We start from the raw sequence: 15,998 nt of genomic DNA, 5'->3' as shown, positions 1-15,998 counted from the left end.
ACCGCGTTCTTTCTTAATGATTCATCCTCTTTTAATTTACGCTGTTTTAGAAACATTGTATAAAAACAACTTCAAGCTGATCTAATAATACGAGCTATCATCTCTTCATATCCTCGATGACAACGACTAGATAATGACTTCTGAAAATTTGTCTCTTAGTGTGTCAAACGAATAATACCCTGAATTTGGATTTTCTTCAGCGATTTCTTCACACAATTGTTAATGCACATTTTTCATATTGACCTAAGTTATACTTACTAACTTTTAGCCTCCATAATTCAGTATCACTAAAACCTGCTATTTCTCTTCTAATGCTATTAGTAAACAAATTACCTTTCAATCCAACATCAATAATTAATATTAATAAAGCAGACGATTATAAATTAATTTATCGTCTTCTTCATATGTTTATATAATAATATCTTTACTCATAACTAACTTTAAATATTTCACCATTATACCCTTCAGCAACCCACTCCCATTGCCTTACTACTTTTTCTAAGTCTAGGTTATTCAATGGATTCTGAATATATTCAAATGCTATTTTGTCACCATCTTCATAAACGACACATATATAATAATTATCACCATGAATATGTGCCGCAGTATATTCATTATTAGTGATAGAAATTTTTGTATTACGATTTTTTACTGATTTCACCTCAATGTATCTTTCAATTCCACTAGGTGAAATGCTTAGGACATCGTAACCAAAATTTTGCTTGCTAACATCTTTAGCTTTATTCCCTAGCATTTCTTCAAACTCTACACATTGTTTTTCCGCTGCTCTCCATTTAGAAATAACTTTATTTTTATTTTTAGAGTCTTTATTTGGTGATGAATTAAACCTCTCGGAACTATTATGCATAGCTGTAGTTAATACATTTGAACTCACTTCAGATTTTATTGATTTCAAGTCATCTTCGGAGATATTGAAAGTTTCTTGAAGCCATTTAAGTTCTCCTGATATTAAATACTTATCTAATTTACTGATAAATACAGCTAAAACTTCTTTACTTGCCGTTCCAATTTGAACTAAATCATTTTCATTACGTACCCAGCTGTTATCTATATCAAAGCCCTCACCTGTAATAAGCACTTTATTTCTAATCTGCTTTAAAATATTTGCATATAATTTAACCAAAAGTGTTTCTGGTAAAATACTTACAAAGGTTTTATAAGTTAACATTTTTATCCATTCGCTAATTGAATATGTTTCTTTAGCTAACTCCTTCAAGTAATTATCCAAGGCATTTAAAGCTTCTCCTTTAACTAAAGGTAACGTTTCTATTAGCGGGGAATTTTGACGAATCCAGTTCCACTCAGACTCTTCTAGAAAAGTAGCCTTTTTAATATATTCACGTGGAGAGATTAATCTTCCATTCTTTGTTTCAATCCAATTAGAATTTATTAAGTCTGTAAACTCCTTTTCAAAGTAGCGTGGGACTTTTGCAAATGTATTTTTTTGTTTAATAATTTCTAAGATAGCTATAATATTTTTATCTTGATGATTAACCGCATTTTTCAACGTATTAAATAATAAGAAGGCACTATCTTTTATAGCATTTACCGTGCGAGAGTCTAGTGTAATATGTTTTCTACTTGGGTCAGTTGAAAAATCACTATTAATTTTAAATAGATAAGGACTAGGTTCATATGTAGGTAAATAACAATGAAATACAGCTTGTTCTTTGCGACAAGCTACTATTTCTTCTGTCATATTTAAGGCAAATCCAATCTGTGATTTTTCGCCTTCGAATATACGCCATAAATAGTTTTCACCATCAAATTGAACTAAGGTTTTATCCTCATTTTTTTGGATTTCTCCTATTATTTTAGAGTTTCCGACACTAATATTTACGTTTCTAATGTTACGTAAAAATAGAAAATAATCAGCCTTAATAGAGTTTATTTCTTGATGTAAAATTTCAGATTTAGCTCTATAAAATACAAATATCGTTGTAAAACCATCGCTCTTCAATTTTGCTAAAGTATCCTCTATACCCCTATCAATTATTTCTACAAGAAAAGGGATACGGATTGTTGGTACACCTTTTTCATCTGTAACATTTAATTTTTCAGTAGCAAGTGACTTAGAAAATGAAAATGTACTATCGTTAGAATGTATATAAATTGTATTAGACAGGTGAGTTGTACTTTTAAATCCAACCCCTCTATAACCTATTGTTTCACCTCGTTTCTTTTCGCTAGCCCCAGATCTACAAATACTTTTAACATCAATCTCATCAAAGGGTTTTCCATTATTCGCTATAAATACATGGCCGTTCTCTTCTGTTACATAGAAAGATGTTGCTTTTGCATCATCAGCATTTTGCAACATTTCAATAAACAATCGTTCTCCATAACTTTCAGCCATATATGTTTCCATTGCAGCCATATCTGTGAATAATTGTGGAGAATTTTTTGCTTCATTCAAAAATTCATTACTCAGTTTAGTAATAACATTTTGCAAATTATTATACATAATCAATCAGCGTCACATTCAAACGTGCTTTTTGTTCTTTATTAGTTATAGTTTTTACCCATTTTAATAACATCGAGCTACCTTCACTTGCAATAGCGACTTTTTGATCATGTTCTTCTTTATCATCCCAGTCTTCATCAAATGTTTGGATATCTTCAAAATTATTCACAAAATATTCACAGACTTCTTCTAATATCTCCGCAAAACTAGCGTCCTTAAATTTATTGTCCTTAGTTAAACGGAACAGTTTATCAGCAAGTTCTACTTCACCAAAGTTTAAGGCATCACTGATTAAAAATTGATCTATGTCACTCGAAATCCCATAGCAAGCCTCAAGAATGTCTTCATTATCTTTTAAAATCCCAACAATTTTTTCAATACCTGTTTTTTCTTTAATCTCGTAAATAACTCCACCAGTGAAGAGATAACCATTCTCTTTGATTATTGATTTACCATTAGCAATTAAATATTTCCACATTTCAACGGCTAAATCTATATTAATAGCTGCCATTTTCCCAATTATATCTTTCATCTTTCCATCATGTTTATCAAGGTTTTCTTTTAAAATATCGAAACTTTCAATCAAAATTTCTTCTTTAGCTGCATTGCTCTTATTAGCCATTACAATCATCCTTCCAATATTAAATTAGCTATTATCTAATCACAAATCCACTTCTATTAATAGACAATAATTAAAAATAAATGAATATATTCTAAAATCCACTACTGAAGAGCTATTATTACGATTTCGTAAATAAATGTTCCTTTCAATGAATATTGTTTATTCATTGAATTCTAACCTATTTCCCCAATGTACTTTTTTTATTTCCTCATTTTCACCATAATATATGAAATTAAATTCTAATCTTTTCGATACTTTATCATTAAAAATTTGCTTTTCTCCGCCAATAAACCAAATCACCTGTAAATTGTTTTCTCTTAACCATTGCTCAAATTGCTCTGACTTAATTAATGCTGTCGATGGACCCTTTTCTAATTCACTTGGATCCATAAAGATTATTTCGCCATCGGAATTCTCCCATGTACTAAAATTCCCTAATGTCCACTTTAAATTTAAGTCCTTAATTAATTGTTGATTAGGTAAATAGAGCGAAATATATTGGTCAATGGATTTATCTCTTTCACCTGTTTCCCATTCATATTCGTTAACTGGCACTAAATGTTGAATTTTTAAAGTTCGAGAATCTTCATCATTACGCCAAATATCGAAATCCTTATAGTAGGGATGCCATGGATATTCTCGTAAAAAACCTTGGTGTGAGGAACCTCGTGGCGCAAAAGTAGAAGGGTCAAATAAAGCTGTGTTCTTCATTGTTTCAAGGACATTATCTACATCAGTTTTTGAAACGATGCATGTATTAATTCTATACCACAACTCTTCTTTAGATTTACCATCAATCGTTTTATTCGTCCATTTTCTAAAGCCCCTCAATTTATGCCACTTTTCACCTTTACTATCAGTTAATATCAATAAATCATTGAAATCTGGAAGTGTATCTTCATCGAACACCCAATTCTCCGATTCATTGACACTAAAAATTGGTGTATATGACGACCACCAAACCTTTCCAAACTCCTCCCAATTTGAATCATTTGTAGCTCTCAACCATATAGTAGGATCAATGTCGCGTTTCCAAAGCTGCCATGGACCTTCATATTTTGTTTCATCTTCATATTTGTTACCCCAATATAAATTATCTGACATTCTAGCTAAAAGTTCATAAAATGCAATCCATTGATATTTCTTACCAATTCGTTCAATTTTTGAACCTTCCCTACCGTAAGTATTACTGTGTATTCTTTCAAAATCACCAAACATTTTTGAAGTCCAACCAAGTTTATATGCTTTTTTGCATACCCATCTCTGCGCCCATTTCCTACTAAAAATCGCTACTCTATCATTAACGCCTAATCCTGTTAGCCACCTAAAATATTCTTTGTCCTCATCTGATAAAGAGGTATTTATACGTTGCTTTAAAGAATTCCAATTATCATTGGGACTGTCTATTTTTTCAGTAAAAATCGGAATTTTCCAAAGCTCTTCATCGTTTTCTTCAAGTAATTCCTCAACATCATGTTCTTCCAGATTAATCTCTAAATCCCCTAGTATATCATCTATAATTGGTGCCATTGTTGGTCGACCGTATAACTCAATTCTTTGATTTATTTCTTTGATATACTCTTCTCTCAGGTCACTTGGCACTTTCTCAGTAAATTCTAAGTGTAATTCATATGCTGTTTTAGGACGACTTTCTGTTAGGGCGGTTGCTGACCAGTCATGTACACAGGACATAGTATAGTTACCAAAATCCCCTGTGAATCCCATAAGAGAGCTTTTAATCGAAGAATATTCATCTTCATCTAAATCTGTTATTTCTGTTTTTGTAGGGTTTTCTATTGGCCATTCGCTTATATAAGGAGGTCTAAAATTATTACTCATTTCTTCAGCTATTAAGTTTTTATACAAGGCGTATTCCATTATACCTCGAGCATAATCCCTTAAAAGAAGATGTGGTTCTGGCTTATTATGGGCAAATTGCAACTCATAAACCCTTTCTGCAATTTCTCTTATTTCATTTGGATCGTTAATATTGCAAACTACACCATAACTAGCTGCATACAATCTTTCTTTTAAATATAAATCATCTATATCATTAAATTCCGTTAGTAATTCTTTAATGACATATGGATGATAACTTAAAATTCGAACTAACGATTTAGTAGCTTGATCCCTTACTTTTATATTTGAAGTCGTTGTCATCCATAAAAGTGTGTAACTCAATAATCTTATTCGCTCATCTTCTACATCACTTAAATCAGCAGACAATGCCCAATCAATTAAAGTTCGAGTTACAGATTCAGGCTGTTCGTCATCTTCCTCATAATCACTTACAGCTATATGTGTTGACCAAAAATGGTCTCTTACCTCCATATTTCTTCTTTTTAAATTTTTATGTAAAAATTCTGCATTTAATGGATGATTAGGTTCTGTAGACAAAGCTAATATTTTATCTAGCGAATCATTAAAATAACCGTAACTAGAAATTTTATTTAACAATTCTATTGTCCTTTCATTAACGGACTCTTTACTACGTAAAAAAAGAACTTCCGTGAATGATTTATCAAAAATCGAATCATAATGTGTACTATCTTCAGAAACAAAGTCAACAAATTCTAGATTGAATTTTTCTGGAAAAACTATGCCTAATGCTTCAATAATGCCTGAATACTTATACGGATTCATTATTATTTCTTCTAATTTCCCATGAATTCCAAACTCTGCTTCAAGATTTTCTGCATTCAGATTATTAATAATGTTTTCCGCAATGAAATAATCACTAAATCTTTCATACGTAAACCTAACAACTTCAATTGAATTTCCGTTACTATCAGTTATCATATCTAAAGCTAGTAAACCTTCTGAAATGAGTATATCGATTAAATCTTCATCAAAGTTAGGTTTAGGATCCACTTCTCTAATAACGTCCGCTGCTAAATTAATTTCAATCCCAAACAAATTATCTGGATATATTAATTCGATCAATTTAGATAAAATTCTACTAGAAATACTTCTATTCCCCATATATTTTTTTCTACGTTTAATAACATTTTCAATACTTTCTAAATAAAAATTAAAGATTTCAGTTTGGCCTTCAAGACCTTTAGGGAAAGAAGACAAGCCCTTTGATTTTATTGCTTTACAACATGTTTTTAAAAACAACGGATTACCAAATTCCGGTGATAACAATGGTGCAGAAGGCTTGTCTATACCTTGTTTCGACAAATACTTCATAGCTGCTCGGTGTTCAAATCCTTTAAAACCCGAATGATAAACACTCACTATATTACCTTTAATTTCCTCAGGTAGTATAAAATCCTTATAAGTTGATCTACAGCTTATAAGTAATGCGATATGAGGATAATTTTTTAATTCAGCTATAAATGACATTATCTGATCTTGCCAATCAAAACGACTATTGCCTTCATTTAATGCATCAATAATGATTAATGTTCTAGTTTTCTTTGCCTCTCCAGCCGCATCCAAAGCCCCTAATAATTGTTTAAAACTTATGTCCCTCAGATCAAGCTCTTCAGCTATAAAATTGAGAGGGTTGCCACCAGAATACCTTTGACCTAATAGAAAGACAGTAGGTAAATCCTCAGCTATACGCTTTTGTGCTATATCACATAATAAATGTGATTTCCCTATTCCAGCCTCTCCTAATATGACTACACTTTTTGTTTCATACGCTTCCACAGAAATGCTAAATATAAATGTCTCAATATTATCTAGCACTTCGATAATTTCTCTAAACTGATATCTAAATTCTTTCCATGGTTCGTTATTATCATTTATATTATCCCAAATAAAACTATTTAAATCAGCGGTTAAGCCTCTTAGATCTTCAAATGCATCCCTGATATTTGTAATTTTAAGAGCATCGTACTTAGTAATTAAAATTTCTAAATAGAATTCTTTAAATTTAGCAACCTTCTCTTTGAAAACAGTCCAGTTTGCTCCTTTGTTCAAAGTATTATTTTCAAAACGGTCTAACCGGTCCATCCTATGTATCAAATCGAACACAATCTTTTTTTGATTATTAATTGCTTCTTTCCATTCAGTAGATATACCTAATCCCTCTATTTTTTTCTGAATAGGTAAATCAATATGATATTCCTCTGAAAATCGCTCACCTAAAGAAATTTTAGATTTATTAGCTAATTCTGTAAAAATCCCCATACTCAATACTGGCTCATTAAACCAGTATAATGTTCTACCAATATAATTACTTTCGTCCCTTTGCAGCATCATACTTAATTCGTGGCGCCCCCAATATTCAAACTCTACGTTCATTCCCTTATTTTGAGCTAATTCCATCCAAATTTGAACATGTTGATTCCATTTGTCTAAGGAAGATACAACTTGCTTACCACCACGACCAGTTTTTCGACTATCATTTAAATCTTTTGGCACACTTACATAATATTTAGTTAATCTAGGATGTTTATCAATCGCCGTTCTAACTGAATCGTCGATTTGACTCCATTGGCTACTTTCGAGCCTTTCAGTAAAATATTTTGCTTGCCAAGCATGCTCTGAACCATCTTCCAGAATCCAATAACATTCAACACCGCCATCTCCACCAGCCCCATCTTTTCGAATGAAATTCTTCCCCTGCTCTGGTTTATTTAAATGGGCTATTTGACAAACTAACTCTTCAAAGCCCCCGTCCTTACTACCATCAAAAGACCGAATATGGGTAAAATCAAGTTCAATCATTTAAATAACCTCACCATCATAGTAAAATAATCAAAAAAGTTCTTATATTCAATTATACAGCATTAAAACCAACTATTAGCAAAATCTTAAATTATCGATAAAAATCACACCCTGTTTTCCTAATTAGTTCACAATTTGATTCAGCTTAACTTATAATTATTTTTTCTAACACAACTTAATTCGAAAATCTTCCCCAATAATGCCAGCAAATAAAAGACATCCTTCGCTAAAAGGATGCCTTTGAACTACTGCGTAAGCACAAAAGGTTTTTTACTTACTAGCAAGACACGTTCTTTCAACTGCACTTTGCTCTATTAATTCATTACGCTTTCGCTTTTCTTCAATATCTTTTTTAAGAGTTGCCAACTAAATTTCTAGTGCGACCAATTCAACGATTTCTCCATTGCTTTGTCTTTTGATTTAGCTAATCTTTCTTCCACATTTTTATCTATTAACTCGCTTATAGCGGCAGTAAATTTATCGTTTTGCTTTTTAAAGAAACTTTTTCTATCTGAAATCATTTCGGCTAATAAGCGATTCTACTTCACCTGATTTAAATCATTTCTAAATTAATTATTTAGCATACTGATTTCATGCTTTTAATCGAGATACTGACTATATACAGTACGCTCTTCTAATTCTAACTCTGTAATCAAATGATTAATCTTAAACATTTTCTGATCAATTTCTAAAATTGCTTGAAGCATTCGTACACATTCGTTAAATTGCGCTGCATATCTAGAGCTTTTGCATTCATAAATTCAAAATCTTCGTTCAATATCTGGATAATTTCCACTTTTATTAAAGACTCTCTACTGTTATTTTATTACACCATTAGGAGCGGTATGTACACCCTTTTGTACATCTTGTAAAAGACCTAGTGCATTACTTACATCGTTATAATGGAATCCTTTTCTAGAACAGATCGAATTTGCAAGAAATATTTTTACACATCGAAAATATTTAACTGATAGTTCCGCCCCGTCCGCAAGTCAATAAGTTACTTGTCCTTAGTAAGTAAAATTTCATAAGATTTCTAACATCATAGCTATGTCAATTGTCAAATACAACTTTTTTATATCTATCTCGATTATTGATTGACGAAATAAATCTTCTTCGGCTGGCTCATCTGATAACAATTTGACAGTTGATTTAAATGACTTAAAGGTTTATATCCGAAAAAAATTGAATCCTCAAAAACCTTTAACAGAACTAACACCAGAAATCTTAGCAAGGTTTATTCGTAAAATAATTGTAAAAGCAGATGGTTTAGAGGTACGATAGTGTACCTCTAAACCATCTGCTTTTTATGTTTCAACAAACATTAAGTTAGATTACCAAAGACACACCCGAATAAAGCATATGTTGAAAAACATGCTTAATTCACGGATTAGTCAGCTAGTTCAAGCAACGCACAGCACTCCACATGATTCGTATGCGGAAACATATCTACAGGCTGCACTTCCTCTGTCACAAACCCACCATCTTCAAGAATACGCAAATCACGAGCTAGCGTCCCGGGATTACAGGAAACATAAACAACTCGGTTTGGTTTCATCTTTAAGATGGTGTCAAGCAGTGCTTCGTCACAGCCTTTTCTTGGCGGATCGACGACCAGGGTGTCTGCTTTGATGCCTTCTTTGTACCAATTCGGAATAACCGCTTCTGCTTCACCGACTGCGAATTCGACGTTATTGATTCCGTTTAAGGCAGCGTTGCGTTTTGCGTCTTCAATCGCTTCTGGGACAATTTCTACGCCATATACTCTGCCTGCTTTTTGTGCGAGAAATAAGGAAATCGTACCGATTCCGCAATAGGCATCGATGACGGTTTCTTCGCCTTGCAGCTCTGCATATTCAAGCGCTTTGTCGTAAAGTACCTTTGTTTGGGCTGGGTTCACTTGATAAAACGAGCGGGCCGAAATGGCAAATTTGATGTCGCCAATCGTGTCATAAATGTATTCTTCGCCCCATAAAACGGTTGTTTCGTCTCCGAAAATGACATTTGTTTTCTTTGAATTCACGTTTTGCACAATTGACCGAACATGTGGGAAGCGTGCTATAATCTGCTCAATCACTTGCTGCTTTTGCGGAAAGTCAGCCGTTCTAGTAACAAACACAACCATCATTTCACCTGTTGCAATACCGTAGCGAACCATCACATGACGCAGCCAGCCTTTGTGCCGCTCTTCGTTATATGCTTTGATGCCAAACGCATTGCATATGTCTTTTACTGCCTGTACCACTTCGTCGTTTTCTGACTGCTGAATCAAACATTTTTCCATATCAATGATTTCATGGGTACGCTGCTGATAAAAACCTGCAACAAGTCCGCCTTCGCGTTCGCCAACTGGCACTTGTGCTTTGTTTCGGTAATTCCAAGGGTCTTCCATGCCGAGTACAGGATGAACTTTTACACGGCTCATATCAAGCTTGCCGATCCGCTCTAAAACGTCCTTTACTTGTTTCTGTTTAAATAGCAGCTGGCCTTCATAGCTCATATGCTGAATTTGACAGCCTCCGCACTGCTTGTAAATGGGACATGGCGCATCTTGCCTGTGCTGACTTTCCTTTGTCAGCTCCATGAGTCGTCCAAAAGCAAATCCTTTTTTGACTCGTGTGACTTTGATTTTCCCTTGTTCGTCAGGAAGTGCATTCGGTACAAAGACAGGGAATCCTTCAATTTTTGCTACACCTGCACCTTCATGCGTTAAGTCTTCGAAGGTTACATTGTAGTATTCATTCTTTTCAACAGGCGGTTTCATTTTCACCAACTTTATCACCTCATTTGCAAAGAAAAACTTGGCCGCCATAAGGAACCAAGTTCAATCTTCACCCTATTTTTTCAGCTGTTGCTTTTGGCACAATAAATTCAATATGGCGATACAGGTTTTCAAATTCACCTGGCAGCATGCCGCCGTATTCACCATCTAAATTTAATTGCATTTTATCTTTTACATCTACCTTCACGCGATTCGCTTTTGCGTAGATGACATTGTTATCATGAATATGCTCGCCTCTGAGTGCAAGGCTGACCACTCGAATGGCTTCTGCTAGATTGACCTTCTTTAGAATAATCAGGTCAAACATCCCATCATCTAAAATGGAATCTGGCGCTAGTTTTTCAAACCCGCCTACTGAGTTTGTGAGTGAAACAAGGAACAGCATGATTTCTCCATGAAACAATTTGCCGTCATATTCAATTTCGACTTCTGTCGGGCGGATAGAAGGAAGCATCTCCATGCCTTTTAAATAATAAGCAAGCTGTCCAAGCATGGTCTTCAGTTTACTAGGCACCTCATAGGTGAGCTCTGTTAACCGGCCGCCGCCAGCAATATTAATAAAATAATGGCCATTGACTTTACCGATATCAAGCGGCTTCGCTACACCCTCAATAATGGCATCTGTCGCTTTCAAAACACCTTCTCGTGGAATGCCAAGTGCTCTTGCGAAGTCATTTGTTGTTCCAACTGGAATAATTCCTAGTTTTGGTCTTTTTTCAAGCGGTGCTAGTCCGTTGACGACTTCATTGATCGTGCCGTCTCCACCTGCTGCTACAATTAAATCAAAATCTCTCTGTGCGGCTTTTTCTGCTGCTTGCGTGGCATCTCCTGCACATGTCGTCGCATGACAAGAAGTTTCATAGCCAGCTTGTTCAAATTTTTGCAAAACCTGCGGTAAATTCTTCTTGAAGAGTTCACGCCCAGATGTCGGATTGTATATAATTCGAGCACGTTTCATTCATCATCATCCTATATTCATTATGCAATCTATTTTCACCACTAACAACCTTTAATTATACTATGAGATTTGAAAATGGCAACAAAACAACCACCTAATTATGTGAAATCTCCTAGCCAATCTCCCTCAGCAAGAAACCATTCTGATAAGATAAAAGAAAACGCTGTAAAGGATGATATGCGATGAAAAAGCCTGTCTATTTTAATCATGACGGCGGTGTTGATGACCTCGTCTCTTTATTTCTTCTCCTTCAAATGGAACATGTGAAAGTCATCGGAATGTCTGTGATTCCTGCTGATTGTTATTTAGAGCCAGCTCTCAGTGCATCTCAAAAAATCATTGATCGCTTTAGTCCTTATGAAATTGAAGTTGCTGCTTCAACTTCTAGAGGCGTCAATCCGTTTCCGAAGGAGTGGCGTATGCATGCTTTTTATGTAGATGCTCTGCCAATTTTAAACGAAAAAGGCACTGTTGATACTAAAGTGTCCAAGTTGCCAGCACACCTTCACCTGATTGAAACGGTTAAGAAGGCAAAAGAACCTGTCACCCTGCTCTTTACTGGTCCGCTCACCGATCTTGCACGTGCTTTAGAAGAAGATCCTTCAATCTCTAATAAAATTGAGAAATTGGTGTGGATGGGTGGCACGTTCCTTGAAAAAGGCAATGTTGAAGAACCCGAGCATGATGGGACAGCAGAATGGAATGCCTTTTGGGACCCTTATGCTGTCAGCACTGTCTTTCAGGAACCGTTCCCTATTGAAATGGTCGCGCTTGAAAGTACAAATCAAGTCCCGCTTACACTTGATGTACGTCAGCGCTGGGCTTCTCTTCGCTCGCATATTGGAATAGATTTTATCGGACAGTGCTACGCCTTTTGTCCGCCGCTCATTCATCATGAAACGAACTCGACTTACTACTTATGGGACGTGCTGACAACGATCACTCTTGCTTCCTCTTCATTTACTCGCTCAAAAGAAGTGAACGCAATCGTTTATACCGAAACGCCTAGACAAGGTCGCACTGAAGAGCATCCAGATGGAAAATCAATTCAAGTGATTGACCATGTCGATCGTGATGCCTTTTTCCACGCATTTGAAGAGCTTATGAGAAAAGCTGTGTGTCAGATTTCAAAATAAAAAAGGCCCCGCCAATGAGCGGGGCTTCCTCTTACTCTTCTTCTGCGTACTTTTTCTTACGTCTAAACTTGCTTAACATTTCATACACGATTGGAACGATAACCAATGTGAGAAGTGTAGAACTTGTTAAACCGCCAATGACGGTAACACCAAGTCCTTTTGATACGATTTGGCTTCCGCCTTCAAATCCTAATGCGAGTGGCAGCAGTGCACCAATTGTCGCAAGTGCCGTCATTAAGATTGGACGTAATCTTGTTGTACCTGCTTCAAGTAACGCTTCTCTTGTTGAGAGACCTTCTTGTTCTTTATGAATCACTCGGTCAATCAAGACAATGGCATTAGTTACAACGATACCGATCAGCATGAGCAATCCAATCATGGCATTTAAGCTGATGGTTTCTTTTGCTATAAACAATCCAGCGAGCGCACCAATAATCGTAAATGGCAGTGAGAAAAGAATCGCAAATGGTGCAAGACCTCCGCCAAATGTGATGACGAGAACGAGATACACAATGGCAATCGCTGCTAGCATTGCAAGGCCAAGCTGTGTAAAGGATTCTTGGATATCCGCACTTACGCCGCCTGTGTCAATCGTTACGCCAGATTTTAGGTCAAGCTTGTCGACTTTCTTCTGAACATCCTGCGTTACACTTGAGACGTCGTCTGTTGTCATGTCACCAGACACTTCTGCGTAGATCTTTCCATCACGTTTTGTCACCGTATTTGCTGTCGTACCATCTTTTACTTTGACGACATCACCAATTCGGACTTCTTGCCCTGTTGGTGTGGTGATCTTTTTGTTTTCTAAATCTTTTTTACTCTTATATTCATCTTTTTCCGTTTGAAGCTTCACATCAAGTTCTTTGCCGTCCTCTGTGACTTTCGTCAGTGTTGTTTCACTATTTTGAGGTGCAATCGCTTGAGCGATTTGTGAAGCAGTTAGACCTAGTTTCGCCAGTTTTCCTTGATCTGCATTAAACGTATATTCGTCGTATTTCTCAGATAAGCTTGTGCTGACATTTTTCAGGTTTTTCTCATCTTTTAAGATGTTCTCAACATCTTTTACTGTGCCTTCAATATCACTTGCTTTGTCCCCGTACACATAGTATGTCACGGTATTATTTGCACCAGCAGATGAGAAGTTTTGTGATTTCCATTCCCCTTTAGACGCTTTGTCTTGAAGGGCTTTGACCACGCGGTCTTTTTCTTTATCAAAGTTTGGCGTGTCATCATCATATTGTACGAAGAATAACGCACCGTTAGAGTTACCGCCAACACTTGCGGTCATAGCATTTGAAGAGCCTAGTGAATACTGAACTGTATTGACATGGTCACGTTTCATCAAATATTCTTCAGCTTTTTTCGTTTCATCAATTGCTTGCTCTCTCGTTTGTCCAGGTTCAGGTGTATATGTCACCATGGCCGTTTTCTCTGCTTCCTGTGGTAAGAAGCTGACACCGACAAGTGGTGCTAAGAATAAGCTTCCGACAAGCATAAGAATGGCAATCCCTGATGTAATCCATTTATGGTTGAGTGTCCAATTAAGTACACGTCTATAACCGCCAGCAAGCTTGCTTGGTTTATGTTCTTTTACCTTTTTCGCTGTGCCGTACAAGTTCTTTTTAAATAGAGTGTGTGCCATCATTGGAACAATTGTAATAGCGACAAGCAGTGAAGCAAGTAACGCAAACACAATCGTTAAGGCAAATGGGATGAATAGTTCACCAATCATTCCACCTACTAATGCTAACGGTAAGAATACCGCAATTGTCACAATCGTCGAAGACATGATTGGGATAAACATTTCTTTTGTGGCTTCTCTGACGAGTGCCTTGCCTTTTAACGGTTCATCCTTTAACGCCATTCGTCGATAGATGTTTTCTATGACCACTATCGAGTCATCGACAACACGCCCGATGGCAACGGTCATGGCACCAAGTGTCATAATATTTAACGTGATATCCAGCTGATTTAATAGTAAAACAGCAATCAACAGAGACAACGGTATGGAAATGACCGAGATTAATGTTGATTTGATATCTCTCAGGAACAATAGAATGATAATGATCGCAAAGATCGCTCCGATGATCGCCTTGTTCAGCATTGTGCTGACAGACTCTTTAATCGGCTCTGCTTGATCATATGTGGTGCTTACTTTAATACCTTTGTTGTCTTTTTTGAATTTCTCAAGCTCTTTTGTCACTTCTTCTGCTACACTCACTGTGTTGGCATCAGAGCCTTTAACAATTTGCAGACCGATACTGTCTTTTCCATTCGTTCTAGAGATCGATTCTGCATTTTTTACGACTTTAATATCTGCTATCTCAGATAGCTTGATCGTCGGCAGCTCTACAGATTGACTGCTTGCTGCACCTCCACCTGCTTGCTGCTGACTTGCACTTCCAGCCTGCTGCTCCGTACCTTGCGCACCTTGGTTTTCTGAACCGTTAGAAGGTGCTCCAGCTCCAGCGCTTCCCGCACTGCCGCCTGCACTTGGTGTAACTGGAATGCGCATGTTTTTCAAATCTTTGACGCTTAAAATATTGCCGTCCACGACAACTGATTTTTGTTTGTTGCCAAATGTGTATAGACCTAGTGGTACATTCACATCAGAGCCTTTGATCATGTTTTGGACAGTATCTTCATCTAGACCGTATTCTTTCAATTTCTTTTGTTTAAACGAAAATTCTACTTCTTTGATTTGCTGTCCTGAAGTTTCGACAGAAGAGACACCGTCTAATCCTTGAAGTGAAGGAACGAGATCATTTTCTACTTTTTGTGTAAGGTCTTGTAATGATTCTTTATCACCAGAGACACTTAGGGCTAGGATTGGAATCGCATTAATACTAAAGCGTGCGATTTTAGGTTTTTCTGCATTTTCAGGGAAATCGATATTGCTAATCGCATCTTCAATTTCCTTTTTTGCTTCATCCATGTCTTTGTTGTAATCGTACTCGATTTGAATGGATGATGCATTTTCAAATGAATTAGAAGTGACCACGCTGACCCCATTGAGGTTTTGAATCGATTTTTCAATTGGATCTGTCACCTTATCTGATACTTCGTCCGGCGTTGCGCCAGGGTACGTTGTAGAAACCGTAATGACTGGCGTGTTGATATTCGGGATTGATTCTTGTTTCATATTCAATCCGGCATATAGACCAGCAACTGTTACGATAATCGTCATGAGCCATACAGCGAACTTATTCTTTAATACAAAATTGATGATCGAATTCATTATATCCTCCATTTTCCTTTATGTATTGACTGACTGGTCATTCTATATCATAATAAACGGTGATATACAATGCCGTCAACCATTTCACTTGCGTTTG

The 15,998-nt window shown here is 36.1% G+C and carries 7 protein-coding genes; 1 reads left to right on the top strand and 6 read right to left on the bottom strand.

Annotated elements, in window-relative coordinates; translation table 11 throughout:
- Positions 1 to 424: 424 nt before the first annotated feature.
- The 5 genes from MHB67_RS03405 to MHB67_RS03385 all read right to left on the bottom strand — a co-directional run bounded on the left by MHB67_RS03405 (position 425) and on the right by MHB67_RS03385 (position 11,527).
- Entirely contained in the window at positions 425 to 2,437 is a 2,013-nt protein-coding gene (locus MHB67_RS03405) for a DUF3883 domain-containing protein (RefSeq protein WP_180992593.1), read from the bottom strand.
- A gap of 40 nt (positions 2,438 to 2,477) precedes the next feature.
- Entirely contained in the window at positions 2,478 to 3,107 is a 630-nt protein-coding gene (locus tag MHB67_RS03400) for a hypothetical protein (protein WP_103132292.1), read from the bottom strand.
- Positions 3,108 to 3,266: 159 nt separating this feature from the next.
- Positions 3,267 to 7,787, bottom strand: a complete 4,521-nt coding sequence (locus MHB67_RS03395; RefSeq protein ID WP_103132291.1) for an NACHT domain-containing protein — start codon at positions 7,785 to 7,787, stop codon at positions 3,267 to 3,269.
- Between the two features lie 1,390 nt (positions 7,788 to 9,177).
- Positions 9,178 to 10,557 (bottom strand): 23S rRNA (uracil(1939)-C(5))-methyltransferase RlmD, encoded by a 1,380-nt coding sequence (rlmD, locus tag MHB67_RS03390; RefSeq protein WP_103132290.1) that lies wholly within the window; start codon positions 10,555 to 10,557, stop codon positions 9,178 to 9,180.
- 61 nt (positions 10,558 to 10,618) lie between these two features.
- Positions 10,619 to 11,527, bottom strand: a complete 909-nt coding sequence (locus MHB67_RS03385) for a diacylglycerol kinase (protein WP_024424554.1) — start codon at positions 11,525 to 11,527, stop codon at positions 10,619 to 10,621.
- A gap of 182 nt (positions 11,528 to 11,709) precedes the next feature.
- Here MHB67_RS03385 and MHB67_RS03380 point away from each other — a divergent pair, with 182 nt between their 5' ends.
- Positions 11,710 to 12,663: a nucleoside hydrolase gene (locus tag MHB67_RS03380; protein ID WP_034623068.1), complete on the top strand. Its 954-nt coding sequence runs from the start codon at positions 11,710 to 11,712 to the stop codon at positions 12,661 to 12,663.
- Positions 12,664 to 12,694: 31 nt separating this feature from the next.
- Here MHB67_RS03380 and MHB67_RS03375 read toward each other — a convergent pair whose 3' ends face one another.
- Positions 12,695 to 15,901, bottom strand: a complete 3,207-nt coding sequence (locus tag MHB67_RS03375; protein WP_133744835.1) for an efflux RND transporter permease subunit — start codon at positions 15,899 to 15,901, stop codon at positions 12,695 to 12,697.
- Positions 15,902 to 15,998: the final 97 nt, after the last annotated feature.

The organism is Bacillus sp. FSL H8-0516, assembly GCF_038635285.1.
Classification (GTDB): Bacteria; Bacillota; Bacilli; order Bacillales; family Bacillaceae; genus Bacillus; species Bacillus safensis.
The sequence above is the reverse complement of the archived record's forward strand: the minus strand, read 5'-3'. Positions and strand labels throughout refer to the sequence as shown.